Annotated in this window: 17 protein-coding genes; 3 read left to right on the forward strand and 14 right to left on the reverse strand. The window is 35.0% G+C overall.

Going from position 1 to position 21513, the window contains the following annotated elements; genetic code table 11:
• Positions 1-43 precede the first annotated feature (43 nt).
• From ACWNMZ_RS07200 to ACWNMZ_RS07265, 14 genes are all read right to left on the reverse strand, one after another.
• Positions 44-676, reverse strand: coding sequence for a hypothetical protein (locus tag ACWNMZ_RS07200; protein ID WP_349205407.1), 633 nt, complete (start codon positions 674-676; stop codon positions 44-46).
• A 933-nt stretch (positions 677-1609) separates the two neighbouring features.
• Positions 1610-2452, reverse strand: coding sequence for a ParB/RepB/Spo0J family partition protein (locus ACWNMZ_RS07205; protein ID WP_349204988.1), 843 nt, complete (start codon positions 2450-2452; stop codon positions 1610-1612).
• A 248-nt stretch (positions 2453-2700) separates the two neighbouring features.
• Entirely contained in the window at positions 2701-4407 is a 1707-nt protein-coding gene (locus ACWNMZ_RS07210) for an adenine deaminase C-terminal domain-containing protein (protein WP_349204987.1), read from the reverse strand.
• A 13-nt stretch (positions 4408-4420) separates the two neighbouring features.
• Positions 4421-5479 carry an ABC transporter ATP-binding protein gene (locus ACWNMZ_RS07215; RefSeq protein ID WP_235252296.1) on the reverse strand — a complete coding sequence of 353 codons (1059 nt, stop codon included), beginning with the start codon at positions 5477-5479 and terminating at the stop codon, positions 4421-4423.
• Positions 5480-5491: 12 nt separating this feature from the next.
• The gene (locus ACWNMZ_RS07220; RefSeq protein WP_031540039.1) at positions 5492-6280 is read right to left on the reverse strand and encodes an ABC transporter permease; all 789 of its coding nucleotides are present in this window, start codon (positions 6278-6280) and stop codon (positions 5492-5494) included.
• Positions 6281-6286: 6 nt separating this feature from the next.
• Positions 6287-7108, reverse strand: a complete 822-nt coding sequence (locus tag ACWNMZ_RS07225; RefSeq protein WP_031540040.1) for an ABC transporter permease — start codon at positions 7106-7108, stop codon at positions 6287-6289.
• A gap of 4 nt (positions 7109-7112) precedes the next feature.
• Entirely contained in the window at positions 7113-8060 is a 948-nt protein-coding gene (locus ACWNMZ_RS07230; RefSeq protein WP_349204986.1) for a nucleoside hydrolase, read from the reverse strand.
• Positions 8061-8077: 17 nt separating this feature from the next.
• Entirely contained in the window at positions 8078-9127 is a 1050-nt protein-coding gene (locus ACWNMZ_RS07235; protein WP_349204989.1) for an ABC transporter substrate-binding protein, read from the reverse strand.
• A gap of 426 nt (positions 9128-9553) precedes the next feature.
• Positions 9554-9874, reverse strand: a complete 321-nt coding sequence (locus ACWNMZ_RS07240) for a Na-translocating system protein MpsC family protein (protein ID WP_031540043.1) — start codon at positions 9872-9874, stop codon at positions 9554-9556.
• A 341-nt stretch (positions 9875-10215) separates the two neighbouring features.
• Positions 10216-11685 (reverse strand): sodium/proline symporter PutP, encoded by a 1470-nt coding sequence (gene putP, locus ACWNMZ_RS07245; protein ID WP_235252297.1) that lies wholly within the window; start codon positions 11683-11685, stop codon positions 10216-10218.
• Positions 11686-11967: 282 nt separating this feature from the next.
• Positions 11968-12264 carry a hypothetical protein gene (locus ACWNMZ_RS07250; protein ID WP_031537293.1) on the reverse strand — a complete coding sequence of 99 codons (297 nt, stop codon included), beginning with the start codon at positions 12262-12264 and terminating at the stop codon, positions 11968-11970.
• 180 nt (positions 12265-12444) lie between these two features.
• A complete protein-coding gene (locus ACWNMZ_RS07255) occupies positions 12445-13524 on the reverse strand; it encodes a metallophosphoesterase (protein ID WP_349204985.1) in 1080 nt (359 codons plus the stop codon).
• Between the two features lie 223 nt (positions 13525-13747).
• Positions 13748-13969 (reverse strand): SunI/YnzG family protein, encoded by a 222-nt coding sequence (locus ACWNMZ_RS07260; protein WP_081836625.1) that lies wholly within the window; start codon positions 13967-13969, stop codon positions 13748-13750.
• 237 nt (positions 13970-14206) lie between these two features.
• Positions 14207-14437, reverse strand: coding sequence for a hypothetical protein (locus ACWNMZ_RS07265; protein ID WP_349204984.1), 231 nt, complete (start codon positions 14435-14437; stop codon positions 14207-14209).
• A 316-nt stretch (positions 14438-14753) separates the two neighbouring features.
• On the opposite strand from ACWNMZ_RS07265, the gene ACWNMZ_RS07270 reads away from it, so the two are divergent.
• From ACWNMZ_RS07270 to ACWNMZ_RS07280, 3 genes are all read left to right on the forward strand, one after another.
• Positions 14754-17414 (forward strand): YhgE/Pip domain-containing protein, encoded by a 2661-nt coding sequence (locus ACWNMZ_RS07270; protein WP_349204983.1) that lies wholly within the window; start codon positions 14754-14756, stop codon positions 17412-17414.
• A gap of 219 nt (positions 17415-17633) precedes the next feature.
• The gene (locus ACWNMZ_RS07275) at positions 17634-19247 is read left to right on the forward strand and encodes a lactate permease LctP family transporter (RefSeq protein ID WP_031537288.1); all 1614 of its coding nucleotides are present in this window, start codon (positions 17634-17636) and stop codon (positions 19245-19247) included.
• A 533-nt stretch (positions 19248-19780) separates the two neighbouring features.
• Complete coding sequence (locus tag ACWNMZ_RS07280; RefSeq protein ID WP_349204982.1) at positions 19781-21445, forward strand: type 2 periplasmic-binding domain-containing protein; 1665 nt, start codon at positions 19781-19783, stop codon at positions 21443-21445.
• Positions 21446-21513 lie beyond the last annotated feature (68 nt).

The following is a 21513-nucleotide window of genomic DNA, read 5'->3' on the forward strand; positions in this document are numbered from 1 at the left end:
CCATCATTGAGATTAAAGGTCCCTCCACTGATGGGTAGGTTTTTTATAGTTTTTCTAATATTTCAATATATAGCTCATTTTTAGTGGATGTACCCTTATTCATTTTGACTAGATGATGCATCACAATAATAAAAAAGAATAACCACGTAAATAGTTTTACAATGAAATCGAATGTTTCATTTCCCATTACTTCTGTGTTAAATAGTCCCGGATTTTGAATAAGGTATAAAAGGATGCCACTAAATATCGTAGAAAAGATAGCCATAAAGGTAGTGTTAAGAGTGACCGCGTTTCTTTGTGCCTTGAAGTATGCTAGTAATAGTTCTCTTTTTTCCTTATCGATTTTTGTAAATGTCTCTTGGATAAGCTCGAGATTATCGATTAGATTAAACTTTGGCTTGATGTCCTTAAAAAGACTTTGTTCTAGCCTCTTATCCCCAATTCCTCCATTATCCATCCATTCTAAAAGGCTTTTATAATGCTTTTTTTTCCAACTAGTTTCTCTATTAGAGAGTAAATGTAAAAAGCTATCTAATAGAAAAATAATAAAAATGGAAAGTAAAATCGAGAAAATGCCTTTGACAGCGGATTGATTTAACATTTCTGCTGCACCAATTATTGCCAATCCTGAAAATAATACAATAAATATAAAAGTAGCCCATAATATTCTGTTCATTAGATCATCACCAATACATATATGTAATTTAAGTAATATTTAACTTTATTTCCATTATAGCAATTAATTGGATGGAAACATAGGAAGGTTATTCTGCTTTTTATAGAAGAACGAGAAAGTACTGTCTTATATTATTGGAAGGCTATAGTGACGGGGAACTATTATTGATTCTTTGGAAGAGTTGTTAACTTTATTGGGTATTTACTGGTAAGAAGAAAAATGAATTTATACATAAGAGTAAAAGGCTGTGATAAAACAAAATATAGAATGGTTAAAGTCGAACAATCTCTATATAAATAATGGCTAATTTTAGATATTTAGATATGGTTATTTTTGTTTAAAAAAACAAGTCGAGAAACCAATTCGTTCCATTGCGAAACAGACACTAGATGAGTAGAGGAGCAACCTAAGCATTCTCGACTAAAAGGAGACCACTGAAAAACTGCAATATCATTATAATTGTTGGTGGCTGACTTTTAAATTTAGGTATTTCATTTGTTTTCCGAGGCGACAGCTCGCTTTCCATGGGGCGAGCGCCGAGCCGCTTCGTCACTGCGTTCCTGCAGGGTCTCGGACTTTCTCGCTGCTCCCATAGGAGTCGAGCTATCGCCTCTCCAAACCAACTTAATATTTGCTCTCATATAAATAAATCCTTATTTAATTTGGAAAATCTATACTTTTTCAGTGACCTATATAGTCGCAATAAGGAGTCATAAAACGGCTTGAAAGTTGATATTCCAATAATTTCAAGTGGGAGGCATAAGGGAAGCCCTATGGAAAGTGAAGTGCATTCTGTTTGCAGGTGATATCCTAAAATCGTCTTTTCTTAATAATTTATAAACGCAAACAATTATAGGGATTTTTATTAACATCTCCGTATAATTGTTCTCGGGTTTATATTCATTTTGAATCTTATTTCCTAACCCATACATTTTAAGATACGAAATTAGATACAGTTGAATCGTTAATAAAAATTGTAGCATTGTAGAGTGCTAGATTTGATGATAGGTTCTCTCTATTCTTATCTAGAATTCTTTCAATATCGTTTCTCCAGTAATGCTTTAGAAGATCTTTATACTTCATTGCCTTTTGAATAAGTTTCCACTGGGCATCTATTGCTAGCTCAAAAAAGTCATCAAGTTGAATTAACCATTTTATTTTTTCAAGTTTATCCGTAGTTAGTCGGTTTGGATGGCGAGTTTTTAATACAGCTTGTTTAAATAAATTGTATTGAATACAGGAGCTAAGAGGAAGTCTCCGAATTTTTTCTAGATTAATAAAGCTTCCATGATTCTTTTTTGCTAGCTGAATAATATCCTTTGGAATATCAGGATGTATGAAATAAGATTTTACAAGAGATTCACTAATTCCTAGTTTGTTGGCAATTGTTTTAGTAGATTTATTTTGATCTATTAATTCTGCGATTAATTGATGTTTATCCATCCATTTGGTGACCTGGTGATGGAACATTCTTTTGAGTAATGTTATTCTTTGTTCGGTTGTATCAGTATAATTGCGAATAATACAAGGGATGTAGCTAGAAGTTTTTTTGTTATTCATTAGAGATTTGTATGCTAGATATTCTGGATATCCTCCTACTAGCCAATAAAAATTTTCTACTGGATCTTTTTCGAGAATCATATAACTAGTTAAGTAATCACCAGCATTAAGAATGCGTACTAGCTTATTTAATTTACTTTTTGAAATTTCTTCTAAATAAATAGGTTGTATTGAAGTAAATTGCACGTTGTCCAGAAGAATCCCATCAACTTGCATTCGCATCCCTCCATGTATTTTCTAACAATATATGTAATCTGAAGTTTGTCTTAGTACGAAAGAGTAATTATTCATGAATGTAAGAAGAGAAGGATAGCTGAATTAATATAGAATCATCTAAATCTCTACAGAAAAAAGACCGCAAAAAAGAGTTCTCAAAGTCATGAGAACTCTCTTGAAAATTGATATGGGGTAAAATCACAAAAGTACAACAGAAGTTATCCTTTGTCACAATAACTCCAATTCCCTTAAACCTCAAATGAAACAACTTTTCCTTCATTTACCGCAATTAACCCATAATCTGTTATCTTTAAGGCTGGGCTTACTGGAAGGGAAAGGGTGCTGAGGGACATGATTACATTGTAATGCCCGTAGCCTAGCGATTTTAAAGAGAGTGTTAATTCTTCAACTTGCCCTGCAATCACTTCTAATGGTTCTTCAGAGAGGATGCCTCCGACTGGTAATGGGACCATCGAAAGGATCTCTCCATTATGCACACAGCAGATACCACCTTGGTTTTTAATGACTTCATTTGCAGCAATCTGCATGTCCTTTTTATTTTTCCCTACAACTAATAGGTTATGATTGTCATGGGAGTAGGTAGTCGCGACAGCACCTCGTTTTAGGATGTCTCCACCGATTAATGCAGATGCTTCATTTCCATTTTTCCCATAGCGCTCAAAGGTTTTTACTAAACTATAAACGCTATCTGCCCATTGTAATCTACCAGCATGGACAGGCAGTGTGTCTTGTTTTTCTTCTGTAAAAGTGGAGCCATTTTGTACATGAATGGTGCGAACGGTCACATTCTTTTTGTCTGTATCCATTTGAATCTCGAAGTTTTCTGCATTTAATGGAGATAGCTTCACACTTTCATAGAAGGATGCAGGGAATTGTTTAGAAACAGCATCCTGTACATATGGTAGTTTTTGATCAAAGACCTTTTCGCCATTTTTATAAACAGCATCAATAGAAAATTCATCCAAATTGCTAACTATTACAAAATCAGCTGTTTTACTTGGTGAAATGACACCTCTGTCGTACATTCTCATTCGCTTGGCAGGAGTATAAGTACATGCATAAATCGCATCTTCATAAGACATTCCCATTGAAATAGCCTTCTTTAGCAATACATTTAAATGACCTCTTCTTTGAAGTGAATCTGCCATCACATCATCTGTCACAAAACAAAAATGCTCTTTTACTGGATTTGCAATGAGAAAATCGATTACTTCTGGAGTCATTGATTTCTCTTGGATTTCTAAAAACATGCCGATTGCGATTCTTTCTTTCATTCCTTCGACTGTTTGGTGCGTGTGATCAGAGCCTACTCCGGCAAATGCGATTCCTTGTAGCTCATCATCCAATAGCTTTGGTACATGTCCTTCGATAATTAGTTCTGGATAGTGCTTGCGAACATATGCGAGGATTTGATTGGTTTTGCAATCAGGCTTTGTGAGAACATCATAGTAATTCATGATTTCTCCTAAGCATTTAATTGATTCTGTCTGCAGTAATTCTTCAATATCCTCTATTTCAATTGCACCGCCTGTTGTTTCCATAGAAGTTGCAGGAACAGAGCTTGGAATGCCGTAAAACATATCGACTATTTCATTTTTACTTGCTTTTATCATTTCTTTCACACCGACAATGCCAAACACATTGGCCATTTCATGTGGTTCTGGAACAATCGTTGTTACCCCATTTTTAATTAAAGCATAGGAAAAAGTCGCAGGGCTTACCATTGTACTTTCGATATGCAAGTGAATATCAATTAAGCCTGGTACAATAAATTTTCCATTCGCATCAACAATCTCGTTTGCTTGGAAATAGTCTTTGCCTTTTTTTCCGATATAAAAGAACTTTCCATCTTTGATGGCAATATTTTCTTTTCTAAATTGTTTAAAATAACTGTTATACACCGTTCCATTTAATACAAGTGTATCTACTTGCATGAAAAACCCTCCTCTATTCCACAAGGACCATTTGATTCTTTGGAATAATCACCGTTACTTCTTGTCCATTTTTAAATGGCTGGACCATTTCTTTATTGATTGTAAAATCACCTAGAGCGGTTTGCACAACATATTGATAGCTTCTACCGAGGAATGTTGTGATTTTGATTGTTCCAGTCATCCCATTTGTAGGAATAGCTGTTGTGCTTTGCTCCATGATGAAATCATCGGGACGGATTGCACCAATCATTTTATTTAGATTTTCCATATGTTCATGACGGTCTATCGTAAATACCAATCCAGCTTTTTCAAGTTCGATATAATCTTTGTGATCTATTCGCTTATCAAAAGAAATAAAGTTTTTAAAGCCAATAAAGTCAGCGACGAATTTCGTTTCTGGATATTTATAAATGGTCGCAGGGTCGCTTAATTGTTCAATAATCCCTTTATTCATAATCGCAACTTGATCGGAAATAGAGAAGCATTCCTCTTGATCATGGGATACGTAAACAGTCGTAATTCCTAGTTCTTGTTGAATTCTGCGTATTTCGACTCTCATATTGACTCTTAGATTTGCATCTAGATTACTTAATGGCTCATCAAATAATAGAATGTCGGGTTCGATAACTAAAGCTCTCGCAATTGCCACGCGTTGTCTTTGTCCGCCAGATAGCTCTCCAGGAAACCGTTGTTCGAATCCTCTTAGATTAACGATTTCCAGCATAGTAAGAACACGTTTCTCGATTTCCTTTTTGCTAATTTTACGTAAGCGCAAGCCGTACGCAATGTTGTCAAAGATGGAAAGATGGGGGAATAGGGCATAGTTTTGAAAAACAAAGCCAAAGTTCCGTTTGTTCACAGGAACCTTCGTATAATCTTTATCTTGGAAAATAAATTTTCCATTACTTGCTTCTAAAAACCCAGCAATCAAGCGAAGGGTTGTTGTTTTTCCACAGCCACTGGGACCTAATAAGGAAACAAGCTGCCCTTTTTCGATACTTAAATTAAAATCTTCTAATATATTTTTCTTCTCATAAGCGACAGATACATTTTCTAAAGTAAATAATGCCATTTTTATCCTCCATTATCTTTTCGTGAAATAAGACAGGCCCATTAATCTTTCGACTGCAAACATAAAGATGGCAGTAAGGAACATTAATAGAACAGAGATTGCTGCAACAGTAGGATCAAAGTAATTTTCTACATATAGCAGCATTTGAATTGGAAACGTACTTACACCAGGTCCAGTCATATAAACAGAAATATCCACATTATTGAAGGACTCTAAAAAGGCAATCATGACTGCTGCAATAATGCCTGATTTAATATTTGGCAATACTACGCTAAAGAATGTCCCAATTCTAGTCGCGCCAAGGCTGAGTGCTGCTTCTTCTATAGAAAAATCAAAGTTTGCCAGACTAGAAGAAATAACGCGAATAATAAATGGTAGCATGATGACCGTATGCCCGATAAATAGGGATAAATAAATAGGAAGGTTGTAGGTCACAACAATATAGCGTAAAAAGGAAAAACCTAGAACAATTCCTGGAATAAGAATTGGAGATACAAAGATAGCATTGATAATGCCCTTGCCAGCAAAGTGGAAACGACTAAGCGCATAAGCTGCTGGGACGCCAAGCAATAATGCTAGAATGTTTCCTGCTATAGATACGATAATAGATGTCTTAAAAGTGCTTAAAAACATCTCTACCTTAAAAATATTTTCATACCATCTAAAGGAATACTCTTCTGGAGGGAATTTCAGAATGCTTCCACTCTCAAAAGAGGTAATCGATATTATTACAAGTGGCCCAAGTAAAAAAATAAAGACGAGGATTGTAAAGAGGGCCAATCCTCTATGTTTCTCTTGCATACACGTTTACCCCTTTGGATTTAGTTTTTTTGCAACACCATTCATGATAGAGATAATGATAAAGGTAACAACAATCATTATCGTTGCCACAATAGAGGCAAGTTTCCAATCATTTAGTGTAATGGCATTTTGGTAAAGAAAAGTGGAAATCACTCGTTGCTTACCACCTAGTAAGGCTGGTGTTGTATATGCGGTAAAGCTGCCAACAAATACTAAAATACTCCCAATAACAAGACCTGGAACACATAATGGCACAATAATTTTCATAAAGGTCGCAATCTTTGAAGCGCCTAGACTTTCCGATGCGCGTAATAAATCACCGTCGATATTCTCCATTACACCAACAAGTGTTACGATAATTAATGGAAGAAAAAGGTGAATTAATCCGATAATAATGGCATTTGGTGTATATAAAATGTTTAAAGGCTCCTGGATAAGCCCTAGGCTCAATAACGTTTTATTTAACACACCATTTTTTCCAATGATAATCATCCAGCTAAAGGAGCGGACGACAGGGCTTGTCAGCAATGGAAAAATGGTAAACAACAAGAGTATGGCTTTTCTTTTGCTAGGAAGCTTAGCGATATAATAGGAAACTGGAAAGCCAATTAATATACAGATAAAGGTAGTTAGTAGACTTACTCGCAAAGTAGTAAGAAGGATATCGATAAAATATTTATCTTTAAAGAAATCGATATATCCTTGTAAACTAAAGGTTCCTTCGTCGTGAAAGGTTGTACCAATCATCGAAAGAATAGGAATCACTAAAAATATTGTTAAAAATAATACACCCGGTAGTAAGAGTAAGTATAAATATCGTTTCTTCAAGACGTCACTCCCTTTCCTCAAAGTGACCATTTAAAATGTCTATAAACATCTGGAAGAAGGCATGATCATCCACTTTTAAGGAAACTAGTAAATTTGCTTTTTTATTAAGGCGATTTTGAAAGTCACAAATAAGCTGACCATCACATAATTCGCTTTTGGTTTCTATATCGACGAAATACTTTTCCGTTTCCACGATTTTTTTATTTATCGCAATTCCAACAGCTAGTGGATCATGCATAGCACAAGCATGAATACCATAACGGCCAAAATACTTCTGTTGATAATCGTTTGTGCTTTGACTAATATATTCTCTTAATGTGACATCTTTAATGAATTCGAGATGTTCTTTCGTCAATAATGCTTTTCTTGTTACATCTAAACCAACTTGCGTGATAGAAGGAAAGCCTGCGTGTAAAACGATTTTGGCGGCTTCTGGATCCACATAACTGTTAAATTCAGCTGTTGGGGTAACATTTCCTGGTCCTTTTACTACACCACCCATGAAAATAACCTCTTTTACGTGTTTCGTAATTTGCGGACATTTTTTAACAGCTAATGCTAAATTTGTTAATGGTCCAGTGAACACTAATGTCACCTCGCCGGAAAAGCTAAGAATTGAATTAATCAAAAAATCTGGAGCGAAGCCATCACTCACAGGATGAGTGACAGCTGCCTCCTTTAGTGCTCCGCCTAATCCATCTTCTCCATGGATGCGGTGTTCGAAGAAGGGCTCCCGAAGTAGAGGAGTGGCGGCACCTTTGATAACAGGAATATGATCTGCTTTTAATAAATCTAGTATTTTGCATGTGTTTGTTGTTGCTTGGTCTAGAGAGACATTGCCGTTAACGGTTGTAATCCCTAAAATATCAAATGCGTTGCTCTTTACTGCTAGTAGAATACCAATTGCATCATCAATGCCAGTGTCTACATCCAATATTAGCTTCTCTTTCATGATGACCCTCTTTTCTATTATTGAACTAGCTCACGATTCCAGCGATCGATCCAATCTTTTAAATTGTCGTTGATAAATTTCATATCTAATGTGTGTAAGCTTGCGATAACATCTTCTCCATATGTTAAACCTTCTGCTTCTTCCTCGGTTAATTCAACTTGTGTATTAACAGGTGAATCGACTTTGTTCTTTGCAGATTTTTCTTGTGCTTCTTTTCCTAAAATATAGTTGATGAATTTTTCGGAAAGTTCTTTTTGATCGGTATCTTTTACTACGTTCATTGTGTTCATAACAGCATAGCCGCCTTCAGCTGGTGTAACAAATTCAGCATTAGGCACTGCTTCTTGTAAATCAGCAAAATACATTTCCATGATTGGTCCAGCAGCTATTTCACCTTGAGCAAACATATTTACATATTCAGAGGTTTGTCCATATTCTTTCACGACGCTTGGCATTAATGCCTTTAATTGTTCAAAAGCCTTATCTTCGTTAAAAGCTTGTTCGCCGCTAACTAGGGATGCAGCATCTACAATCATTGGTCCTGTTGTGGATGTAATGCTAGGAATGGTTATTTTTCCTTTTAAATCCTCACTCCATAGGTCTTTCCAAGAAGTAATTGGCTTTGCTACTTCATCAGGATTATAAGCAATTCCAAACTGAGCAATGGTATAGGCTGGGCCATAATCTTCTCCTAGTGGAGCTTTTGCTGCTTCGTAAATATTATCTAGATTAGAAAGCTTGCTACGGTCAATTGTTTCAAATAAATCATCTTCAATTCCTTGTTGTGCATAATAGTCAGATAGGAAAATGACATCTATATCTGAATTTCCTTGTCTTACTTTATTTAATCGATCTGCATTATTGCCAGTATCTAAAACGATTTCTACATTATTTTCTTCTTCGAATGGTGCATATATTTCGTTGCGGAAGAAATCTTCGTTAAATCCCCAAGTGGAGATAACTAATTTTTCTTTTGTTTCTTTGCTGCTGTTTGCTGTGTCATCTGAACTACAAGCGGCTAATAGTAAGAAGGATGAAGCTGTAACTGCACTAACTAATTTTTTCATTTTCATTTTTGAACCCTCCAAATGATTTTGTTTGTTAATGGTTAAAAGACTATCTTTTTTGCTAGCGTTGATAATAATAAAAGGCTATTTTCTAAAGTTTGTCGCTATGGCCCGCAGCCGGAATACACTTCGCTTTCCGTGGGGCTCGCGCTGAGCCGCTTCGTCGCTACGCTCCTGCAGGGTCTCAGACTGTCTCGCTAATCCCACAGGAGTCTACGTGTATTCCGACTGCTAATTGTTTCCAACTAATTCTTTTTTCCCATTGATAAAACAACAATCTTTTAGAAAACAGCCTAATAAAAAAAGACAAGCTTAAATAGAATTATCCTTCTACTTAAGATTGTCTTTTCTTTGTAAACAAAGATTAAACTTATCTTTTGTATATGTCGGCGTTCTGCTTAGATAAATCCAAGAAGAAATCCAAGTTTAATTTTTAGATAATACAATGTTTGTAAAAGCAAGCTGTGTGAAAGAATCATAATCCCTAAGAATCGCTTCGATATTCCAATTTGTTGTTTCTTCTAGTTGTTCTTTAAGCTTTTTCTTAAAAAGTAAGGACAGATGAAAGTCAACTTCTTGTTTAAGGCTGGGTACTTCTCCTTCCAGAGCAGCAGAGCGTGATGCACGAGGATGCTTTGCGTGAAGGGTGATAACATTTTGTTCGATTGTTACCTTCAATAATGTTGTACCAGCACCAAATAACTCCTTAGAAATCTTGTTATACACATGAGATAAAAATTTCTTCATTTCATTTGCATCGATGATAAATCACCTGCCAAACTATTGATATTGGTTATTATACATATTATTTTTTGTTATTTCAATAGAATGTGCGGATTTTGACGAAAAAAATATTAATTTGTCGTATATTGTAAGAATTGGATAGTAAAAAACGAACTTTTGATTTAGGGAGGAATATTAATAAGGGAAGTGATGGAGGGCTAATGGAATATTGCTAAAATTATATATATTCATAACCTTATTATATTATCTTTGATATTACTAGTGTTTTGTAAGGTTTTTTAACATTTTTTCAGTAGGGGAAATAAATGGACGGTTCTTCCAAAGAGGAAGAACCGTCACAATGCTTACTTTTTCATCACATCTTCCATCTGATGATATTGCTCTTCTATTTCTTTTGATGGCTTTTCAGTTGCTAAGCTGACTAGTATGACTGCAATGGTGCTTAATAGGAAGCCGGGAATCATTTCATAAAGTGTTTCTTGTAAGACGGAAATATTTGCCCAGATGAGAACCGTTACAGCTCCCACAAGCATTCCTGCTAAAGCTCCCCATTTTGTCATCCTTTTCCAATGTAAACTTAACAAGATTACAGGACCAAATGCTGAACCGAAGCCTGCCCATGCGTAGCCAACCAGTCCTAAAATCGTATCATTTGGGTTGATAGAAAGAGAGATTCCAACCAATGCTACAATCAATACAGTTATACGTCCAATAAGAACAAGCTCCTTATCGCTAGCATCTCGACGGAAAAATGTCTTGTAAAAATCTTCTGTTAACGAACTAGCAGTTACCAGTAGCTGAGAAGAAATGGTACTCATGATAGCAGCTAGAATTGCAGCTAATAAAAATCCAGTAATCAATGGATGAAATAGAGTAGTAGAAAAAGCAATAAAAACTGTTTCAGGATCGGCTAACTCCTGTCCTTGAATAGAGTAATAGGCAATCCCAATAAGACCAGTCAACATGGCACCAATGATAGAAACAATCATCCATCCCATACCAATTCGACGTGCTGTCTTTAATTGTTTAATACTACCTATAGCCATAAATCGAACAATGATATGTGGTTGCCCAAAGTAACCTAAACCCCATGCTAATAAAGATAGTATTCCTAAAAAGGAGGTTCCTTTAAAAAAATCTAAGAGGGAAGGATCCACATTTTTAATTTCTTGAAAGGTATCCTGTACGCCACCTATATCTGTAAAAGCTACAACAGGAACTAATATGAGCGCAATAAACATAATGACACCTTGAATAAAATCAGTCATGCTTACTGCTAAAAATCCGCCGAATAAAGTATAGGCAACAACAACCCCAGCTGTTATAAATAAGCCTACTTTATAGTCGGTATTAAAAGAGCTTTCAAACAATCGGCCACCAGCCACAAGGCCTGATGATGTATAAAGAGTAAAAAAGATTAAAATAACGAGCGCTGAAACAGAACGGAGTATTTTCGAATAATCATTAAAGCGATTTTCTAAAAAATCTGGAATGGTAATAGAATCGTTCGCCACTTCTGTATAAGTGCGAAGTCGTGGGGCAATGATTAGATAGTTTAAATAAGCACCAATTGTTAATCCGATTGCTAACCATAAGCTTGAAATTCCAGAAGCGTACATCGCACCTGGTAATCCCATTAACATCCAACCACTCATATCAGAAGCGCCTGCAGACAATGCAGTTACAGCCGGCCCAAGACCACGCCCTCCTAACATATAATCATTCAAATCAGATGTTTTTTTATACGAATAATAACCGATTAACAACATACCTACTAAATAAATTCCTAAAGAAATAAATACTTCTACCTGCACCAAATCTCTCCCTTACAAATTATAAGTCTTGAATACTAAAGTGTTGACAGCTGTCTTTTATATTCTTGTATCTGATACATTTACCTACCTTAACAACAATTGAAAAAGCTTGCAAGGAAGAATAGGCATCTTGCCAAACTGAAAAATGGCGATGATTCCTAGCGTTTTAATAATGAAAACACATTCATAAATAATTATATTTCTAATATTCAGAAATTAATTAGAGGGACGACTTTGCTTTTTGAAAAACTGGAAGGGGGGAGAATTGTCCCTACCTGTCCATCAAAAAGCATCCGGATATTCTTCTTGGAAATATTGCAAAAGGGCAGACTGATTTTTTTGAAATGCTATGCAAAGCTGCTGGCCTAATGGTACGGGTAAAATCTTTTTCTGGCAAAATGGACAGATAGCCTTTTCCTTAAATACATGTTTTACGTTTATAGGAAAAGGATTTTTGGAATTACCAATTAGAAATTGATAATTATGATTGCTAACGCGAAATAATATCTCCATTCCGTCAAAGCTATTGGATGGATAAATAGTAATTGCTTCAATAGGTAGTTCTCGAATCACTAGCATAAATAAATTCCGCCTTTATTGTATAGACTTTTGATATAATTAAACTATACCATTAATTGATAGCGTATTCAATTATCGGAAATGGAACATCCCCTAAAAAACCTTTTCTGATAATGCATTGGGTTCTCGATAAAATCTACTGCGTTTTTCAAAATAAAAAAGAGAGCGGATATCCGCTCCTTATAAACAATCTTTCGTTATCCATCCTAGCATGCCATCTTTTTTAATCAATGTGTATCCTGTGCAAGTGTCATCAATAATGGATACATGATCATCTTTATGTACGGTAAGCTGAGCACAGGATACGTCCGTTTTTACTTGGTATTTTCCATCGTTAAGTAGGTGAATGTATTCGTTTTTCACAAAAATGACGCGATTTGTCTCTAACTGCTTGCATTGTGTAAAGTAATCATTTTTTGCTAATGGCTGAATAGAGTAATAGGGATAATTAATCGCACCAAACTTAGTAGAATCGGCATAAAAGTCTTGGCGGACTTTCCTAGTAGGGAAATGGTCAACATATGTATAAGAAAGTGTATCTCCTTCTATCATTAATGCATTTAGCTGGCCAGTTGGTTTCACCATATTTCCACCGTCAATGGCGATTATTTTTTTGTCCTCATTAATAATTGGATTGTCAGAAGGAAACTCAGTTAAATAGTTTACAACTGGCCAATGTCCAACAACAACGTATTTATTCGCTTGATGGTTCTTTTCTAAAAAAGAAGGAATCGAAATGGCGAGTTCTCTATCTGTTTCCTGCCAATTGTTGATATTCTCTAAGCCTGCATGAACAAAGATAAAGTGTTCTGTTTCAATAGCGGTGTGGAGATTTACCAGCCAATCGATTTCATGGCTAAAATGTTTCATTAGTAGCTGTTTTATTTCTTGAACTGTTGTTTGCTCTGTAATAATAAAATCTAGTTCTTCCAACCACTCATTTACGAGAGAATGTTTTTGTCTTGCAAGATATTTTAATAGAGCAGGATTCTCATTCAAAAGTTCCTCTATCAACGCATCGCAGTTTCCCTCTGTTACATAGACATTTGGATGATTACTAGAAAGGTCCATAATATAACGAATCACTTCTTTACTACTAGGTCCTTTTTCACACATATCTCCATTTATCATTAAGTAATCATCTTGACGATAATTCACTTTATGTAGGAGCTTTTTTAATAGATTGACTTCTCCATGTATATCGGAAATAACGATGATACGCTGGTGATTTGGAATGGCTATTTTCTTTATTTTTTCCACTGTAATAAAACTCCTTCCATTTATTTCTATTGATAGAATTGTTTGAATTTACTATATGATCATTATATAAATGAAGACATGAGATAGATAGTATTTTTAAAAGAGAGTAGTTTCTCCTTCAAAAAAGGTAGTATATTTTAATCACTTGCTTGATTAAGTTCGAGTAAATGACTTTAGTCAAAAAAAAACCACAAATCGGCTAATTTTGTGGTGTCAAAGAAATTTATTTTTCCTTAATGAAATTCGTAATCTTGTTCTGCAAATTTCCGATACTTGTATAAATAATATAATTATCTGTTTTGGTATGTATGATGACCCTGTCTGTGTTTCCATAAGGAAAACCAATTCTTATTCCGGTTATTTCTTTCCCAGCATATGTTTCGTCATTTGCTACTGCTGTAATGTCTGATAAGGGAATTTCAATGGTGCTTAGTTGCCATTTTATGTGTAAATGGTCGTTGTGTTTTTTACCTTAACTTCCAACATTGCCCTATCACTCCTTTTAACGATGTTTACGGATTTTATTGGGAAAAGTTTCAAAAAAACTAGGGAAGGAGAATTAGAAGAGTGAGAGAACAGCTGGAGCGGAAGCGAGTTCAAATGAAATGCTATTTTCTTCTATTATAATAGAAAAAGGCAATTCTCCTGCTCCCAAAATGGATGGAAAAGAACCGCCTTGCTATTAATCTTCCCAAGCACGATAATCGTGCCTTGTCTCCATATCTTTTAGTCCCTGTTGTAACATCACTTCCATCGCTATTCCCTCCATTGAAAATAATATCGTACTATCTCCTTGTCCTACATTAATAAGGTGTACCTGCAGCTTATTAGCAGCAGATGCAGGTGATACAAAAACAGTAGATAGAAGTAAGATAAATACTGGCAATAATGATTTTAGTTTTTCCATATACATTCTATTCCTCTTTATGCCAAGAAGAAATATAGCATTATTTAAAAGGGAATGTAGAAAAAAATACCAAAATAAAAACAAAGGGATGATACTTTCTAATTATTTTTTGTGAGGCAAAAGAACTTATGGTGACAAGGCAGAAAAGAGGGGACCTGGCAAGCTTGTTTTAGAGAGTGATGCAGCAGCAGAAAACAAAAGAGCAATTTATTTTAAGCCGGTCAAATTTCAAATGTATCGAATTATTCTTCTATTTAATTATGAATGGTATTATAATCATTTCCATACAATAAATTAAGTTTTAACAAAGGTGGTCTGTTTTTTGAAGAATGCATTTACTATTTATCGAAATGATTGGATTCGTATTTTTAAAGCTCCAGTAGCTGCTTTTTTAATAGTGGCTCTTATGATTTTGCCTTCTCTTTACGCATGGTTTAATTTGAAAGCTTCATGGGATCCATATTCCAATACGAGTGGGATTAAAATTGCTGTGACAAGTGAAGATGATGGAGCGGTTATTCGCGATAATTCTGTCAATATTGGTGATGAAATTGTAGCGAGCTTAAAGGAAAATAATAAGCTTGGCTGGGAATTTGTAAGTAAAGAAAAAGCGAAGCAGGGGGTTAGGCAAGGAGACTATTATGCAAGCCTATACATACCAGATGATTTTTCTGCTAAAATTGCCACGATTTTAGATGACAAACAAGTAAAGCCTGAAATTGACTATAGTGTTAACGAAAAATTAAACGCAATCGCGCCAAAAATGACATCAACTGGTGCTTCTACCATTGTACAACAAGTGAAAGAAAACTTTATACATACCGTAAGTGAGTCTGTTTTGAGTGTTTTTAATGACGCTGGAATTAAACTGGAAGAAGAATTGCCGACGATTCGAAATATAGAAGAGAAAATTTTTGCGTTAGAAAAAGAAGTTCCTAAAATAAATGAACTGGGAGAAAAGGTGGTAAAGCTTGAAAGTAAATTTCCGGAAATCAATAGACAAGCGCAAAAAATCTTAGCGTTAGAAGCTGCATTTCCGGAAATTAATGAAGCCAGTAAAAATATCCTGTTATTAGAAGAGAAGATTCCGGAACTAGAAAAGGTAGGAGAAGGTGTACTTCTATTACAGGAAAAGGCGCCAGAGATACAAAAACTAGGTGATCGAGTAACGGAGCTAGATGCTCACTTTGCTGATATTAGTGAAATGGTAACAAGTGCATTATCGAATGTAGAAGATATGCAATCCTTTCTTGAAACAGCAAGTGGTTCATTAGAGCAAATAGAGCAAGGGATAAATAATGGTAAGCAAATTGCAGACGTACTCCCAGCGTTTATGGAAGCAAATGGGCAAGCACTTGATGCTGTTGGTCCAGTTTATAAGCAAAATCTTCTGCTTTATCAAAAAACAGCTGATGCTGTTCATCAATTTGCAGCGTCAGTAAAGGCAGGAGCACTAACAGAAGAAGAAGTTTCAAAAACGGCATTGACTTTACAGGCACAAGTGCAAACAAGCATCGATAGTTTAACACGGTCGATTTCATTATTTACTACTCTAAACAGTGCAACCTCAAATGGAGAGGAAGCTTTATTAACAGAAATAGAAGACTTACAAGCATTGCAAGTAAATTTTCAGCAAGAAAAAGAGAAGCTTCAGACGATTAAGGCAGATGATGAGGAAGAAGCAAGCACTTTAATGGCATTATCACAAGAAGCAATAGAGCTTAGTACTACCCTCATAGATCGATATGATCAGCAAACAGAACCAGCGATTAATCGTACATTAGAAGGGATAAAGGATTCTGCGCAAAATGCAATGAATGATTTAGAAAGTGCACAAGAGAATATACCAAAGCTAGAAGAGATAATAAAAAATACAGAAGAGTCACTAACTTTCGCAAAGGAAGAATTATCCAAGCTAAACGCTAATTTACCTAAAATAGAAAAAGAAATTCATGAAGCGACAAATCTAATACAGGAAAATATGGATAAAGTTATGGAAGGTATTAATGACGCAGCAAATTTTTATAAAGATTCCTTTCCAGCTTTAAAGGAAAAGCTTCATGCAGCAGCAGACTTTGTTCGTGATGACCTTCCTGCGGCTGAAGAAGATATTTCTAAAGTGGCTGCATTTATTGAGAATGATTTGCCAAGAGTAGAAGATGCTGTTCATAAAGCAGCAGATATGGTCCAAAATGAACTGCCAAATTTAGAAGCTACATTGACTAAAACAGCAGATTCTATTCGGACTTTTGAAGATGAATACGATCTAAGTGAGATTATTTCTTTGTTGAAAAATGATATACAGCAAGAAAGTGACTTTATATCTGACCCTATTGTATTAAATGAAAATTCTCTGTTTCCAATTCCTAATTATGGTTCAGCGAATTCTCCTTTTTATACAACCTTAAGTTTATGGGTTGGTGCCTTATTGCTCATTTCTTTATTAAGAGTGGATGTTCGAAATCCTGAAGGCATGTACACGTCTAATCAAATATACTTTGGAAGATGGCTCACTTTTGTAACAATCGGATTATGTCAGAGTTTGATTGTTACACTAGGAGATATATTTATCTTAAAGGCATATGTAGCAGAACCAGTTGCATTTGTGTTGTTCAGCATGTTTATTAGCATAATATTTATGACTATTGTTTACACATTGGTTTCTGTTTTTGGCAATCTTGGCAAAGGATTAGCGATTATTTTTCTTGTGTTGCAGTTATCTGGTTCTGGCGGTACATTCCCTATTCAAGTTGCACCACCATTTTTCCAGACCATTAATCCCTTCCTGCCCTTTACACATGCTATTAATCTGTTAAGAGAAACAGTAGGCGGCATGGTGAAAGAAACAGTACTATTTTCAATTAGTATGCTTCTCGTTTTTAGTGCAATTGCCTTCATTATTGCTCTCTTTTTAAAAAAGCCATTGGAAAAAGGAACGAAAAAAATGACAGAAAAGGCAAAAGCAAGCGAGATTATTCATTAATAATATAACAAAATATAATACTGGGTTAGAGGACAAAAAATGCGTAAGGACTGTTTCATATTTCCAATTAGGAAATATGAAACAGTCCTTTTTGCTAATTGTAACGAATAATTAGGAAGCGATAAGGGAAAAAGAAGGAAGATATAAATTTTTAGTAAGAGTATTTACTCTAGTTGCCTTGCAAACTGTAGTTAATCGTGAAGGAGGAGAAAAAGTAAAATGACACCATGGAATCAAGTATATCACCCATTAAATAATTTATGGATTTCAGCATTGGTTGCTGCAATTCCCATCATAAGCTTTATCTTATTATTGACGGTGATGAAACTAAAAGGATATATCGCTGGTGCATATAGTATGGTTATTGCTGCATTAGTGGCTATTTTTCTTTATAAGATGCCAATAATCCTTGTGATAATGGCAGCTTTTTATGGAATCATAGCTGGCATATGGCCGGTAGCTTCTATCGTATTTGCTGCAATATTTCTTTATAAAATAACGGTTAAAACAGGAAAATTCAAAATAATTGAAAATAGTATTTCTTTTATCACTTCTGATCAACGATTACAAGTACTTATTGTAGCTTTCTCTTTTGGAGCATTTTTAGAAGGGGCTGCTGGTTTTGGAGCTCCAGTAGCTATTACAGCAGCAATTTTAGTAGGTTTAGGCTTTAGTCCTGTATATGCAGCAAGTCTCTGTTTAATCGCAAATATAGCTGGTGGTGCATTTGGAGCAATGGGAATCCCAGTTACCGTCCCTTCTATACTAACAGGGCTAGATAGCTTAATGGTTGGTAGATACACTGCAATGGTTATTCCGGCTATTAGTATACTTGTTGCGTTCTTATTAATAGGTATAATCGATGGATGGAAAGGAATGAAGCAAACTTTTCCTGCTATTTTAGTCAGTAGTATGTCATTTGCTTTCACACAGGCAGTGGTGCTTTACTTTGTTGGTGCTGCTTTAGCCGATATTTTTGCTGCGATTGTCAGTTTGATAGCTCTTGCATTATTTTTACAAGTCTGGCAGCCAAAAGAAATATATCGAATAAAAGAAGAAGGGGATTCGCAAAAAAAGAGCTATTCTTTCGGTTCCATTGCTTACGCGTGGTTGCCTTTTATTTTTTTAACGATTATTGTTACGTTATTTAATCTATCCATTGTAAAAGACTTATTTAGTCCGGGAGGTCCATTAGAAAAACTGGTTTTTTTACTTCCCATTCCATTTTTAAATAATAATGTTATAAAGTTACCTCCTATTGTTCCTGTGGAAACACCATATCCTGCAGTATTTAAATTTGATTTATTTTCATCAACAACTACGGCAATCCTTATAACTATTATAGTTGCATGCTTTCTTTTTAAATGTAGTAAACAGCTATTGGGAGAAACATTGACAGAAACTGCAAAAGAATTATTTTCTCCTGTACTAACAATATGTAGTGTGTTAGCTTTTGCTTATATTTGTACTTATTCGGGTATGTCTTCCACTCTTGGTTTGGCGTTTGCTTCTACTGGAAATATCTTCCCATTATTTTCTCCTGTTTTAGGATGGTTAGGTGTATTTTTAACTGGTTCGGTTGTAAATAGTGGTTCGTTATTTGCACCATTGCAAGCCGTAACAGCATCTCAAATTGGGATAATTTCTGAAAAAATGGTTGCAGTGAATGTAATGGGCGGTACAATGGCAAAAATGATTTCTCCACAGTCTATTGCCGTTGCAGCTGCAGCAGTAGGACTTTCAGGACAAGAAAGTAAATTATTTAATATCACCATAAAATATAGCATCCTATTACTTGTGTTAATTGGCATAATTAGTTGGCTATTGTTTTAGGTTTAGGTGGTCGATATAAAAGTATTTCTGAGTTCTGGAATAAATAAGTGAGTGTTCTATAGAGAGAAGCTTTAGTTAATATACTTAATATGATTGCAATTTAAGACACAATTCTTAGTGGGAATTGTGTCTTTTTTTAGCTCTTTATAAACGTATCATTATCTTTTTCAATGGTAATATAGGAATTTGATGTGGGTAAAAATACAAATATTGCCTTTTTAGATAATGAATCATTCATCATTTTAACCATTATACAATCAAACTAAAGAGAAATATTATTAGAATGATGGGAACTATTACTAGTTGGAGTTCAAAAAAATAAGACAAATTAAATATATCCCCCAAAATTAGTAAAATCTCTATAGAATGTATGGATGAAAATAGCGCTTACATTTGTTATGGTAAGAATGTAAAGAAAGCGTTTTCTTTGTGATTAGGAAAAGGAGGAGGATAAGAAAGTCCTATTTTTTATTTTATCTGAATGAAAGCCTTTATTAATTTTATTGTCTGAAATTTTATATGGGGGTGTAAAAATGAAGAAGATAATATCCGTTTTATCTGTATTTTTAATAGGTTTATTAGTGCTCTCAGGATGCGAATCTGATAAAGAAACATCATCTAATGTGGACGAAAATGGAATAAAGACCTTTACTGCATTTATGGCTGTTCCTGGTAAGGAATTGCCTGATGATAATAGAATGATGAATAAAATTGCTGAAAAAATAGGAGCAAAGGCAGATGTTACCTGGTTAACAGGACAAACAGCTTCTGAACGAATCGGTGTAATGATTGCAGGAGGAGAATATCCTGATTTCATTGATGGTTCAGATGGAACAGCCGCGTTAATTAATGCTGGTGCATTAATTCCATTAGAAGACTATTTAGACGATTATCCAAATATTAAAAATTTGTATACAGATGCTCAATGGAATCAAATTAGAAATGAAGATGGTCATATCTACATTATTCCTCAATTCGGTATCGTCAAAGGGGAAAATATGGCTGTACAACATAATGATGAAGCATTTTGGATCCAAAAACGTATTTTGGAATGGGGTGATTATCCAGAAATAACCACTTTAGATGAATATTTTGACCTTATTGAAAGCTATTTGAAAGAAAATCCTACTTTGGATGATGGACAGAAGAATATTGGCTTTTCTATTTTATCTGATGATTGGAGATATTTCTGTTTAGAAAACCCACCGCAATTTTTAGCTGGATATCCGAATGATGGAGCTGCCGTTATTGATCCTGTAACAAAGGAAGCAAAAGTTTATGATAAGATCCCTGAAGCAAAAGAATATTACAAAATACTTAGTGAGAAATTTGCGAATGGAATAATTGATCCAGAGACTTTTACGATGTCTTATGACCAATATATTGCAAAAATTTCTTCTGGGCGTGTATTGGGAATGGTTGATCAACATTGGCAATTCCAGGATGCTGAAAATTCACTTAAGTCACAAGGGTTAGAGGATCTTACTTATGTTCCCCTTGATTTAGTTTTAGATGAAAGTGTTACACCACAATATTTTAGCCCACCAACATTAAATGTTGCAAATGGTCTTGGTATTAGCATTAGTAATAAGGATGTGGAAGGCTCTCTGAAGTTCTTAAATGACTTACTTGATCCAGAGGTAATGGTTATGAGAACCTGGGGAGAAGAAGGTGTTGATTATGAAGTAGATGATAAAGGAGTATTCTATCGTACAGAAGAGCAACGTAATAACGCAAAAGATCAGAATTATGTAACAAATAATTTTTCTGATTATAATTATTTCCCAACTTACGGTGGAATGATGGAAGACGGAATCAATGCTGTTTCACCTGGGGAGCAACCAGATGAATTCTATGCCACTTTATCTGATTTGGATAGAAAGATTCTAGATGCTTATGGCTATAAAAAATGGACGGATTTCTTAACACCAGTGGAGGAAAATGCACCTTGGTATCCGATCTATTCAGCAACTAATGGTTGGACTGCAAGCACACCAGAAGGAATTTCAAAAGAAAAAATGACGGAAGTAAAGCAACAGTGGTTACCGAAAGTTATTATGACATCACCAGATAAGTTTGAAAGTGCATGGAATGATTATATGGATGCTTATGATTCTCAAGTAGATGTTAAGGCATATGAAGATGCCTTAACGAAGGAAGTACAGCGAAGAATCGAAGTGGCTGAATCTACTAATTAAGAAATAAAAATATTAGATAACGAATTATTTGGGGATACGGCCTAGAATTTAGGGCGTTTTCCCAAATA

Source organism: Niallia sp. Marseille-Q9988, assembly GCF_976954375.1.

Coding starts and splice junctions, on each gene's coding strand:
- ACWNMZ_RS07200 (WP_349205407.1), bottom strand. CDS start 676: ATGAACAGAATATTATGGGCTACTTTTATATTTATTGTATTATTTTCA.
- ACWNMZ_RS07205 (WP_349204988.1), bottom strand. CDS start 2,452: ATGCAAGTTGATGGGATTCTTCTGGACAACGTGCAATTTACTTCAATA.
- ACWNMZ_RS07210 (WP_349204987.1), bottom strand. CDS start 4,407: ATGCAAGTAGATACACTTGTATTAAATGGAACGGTGTATAACAGTTAT.
- ACWNMZ_RS07215 (WP_235252296.1), bottom strand. CDS start 5,479: ATGGCATTATTTACTTTAGAAAATGTATCTGTCGCTTATGAGAAGAAA.
- ACWNMZ_RS07220 (WP_031540039.1), bottom strand. CDS start 6,280: ATGCAAGAGAAACATAGAGGATTGGCCCTCTTTACAATCCTCGTCTTT.
- ACWNMZ_RS07230 (WP_349204986.1), bottom strand. CDS start 8,060: ATGAAAGAGAAGCTAATATTGGATGTAGACACTGGCATTGATGATGCA.
- ACWNMZ_RS07235 (WP_349204989.1), bottom strand. CDS start 9,127: ATGAAAAAATTAGTTAGTGCAGTTACAGCTTCATCCTTCTTACTATTA.
- ACWNMZ_RS07240 (WP_031540043.1), bottom strand. CDS start 9,874: ATGAAGAAATTTTTATCTCATGTGTATAACAAGATTTCTAAGGAGTTA.
- ACWNMZ_RS07250 (WP_031537293.1), bottom strand. CDS start 12,264: ATGCTAGTGATTCGAGAACTACCTATTGAAGCAATTACTATTTATCCA.
- ACWNMZ_RS07265 (WP_349204984.1), bottom strand. CDS start 14,437: ATGTATATGGAAAAACTAAAATCATTATTGCCAGTATTTATCTTACTT.
- ACWNMZ_RS07275 (WP_031537288.1), top strand. CDS start 17,634: ATGACACCATGGAATCAAGTATATCACCCATTAAATAATTTATGGATT.
- ACWNMZ_RS07280 (WP_349204982.1), top strand. CDS start 19,781: ATGAAGAAGATAATATCCGTTTTATCTGTATTTTTAATAGGTTTATTA.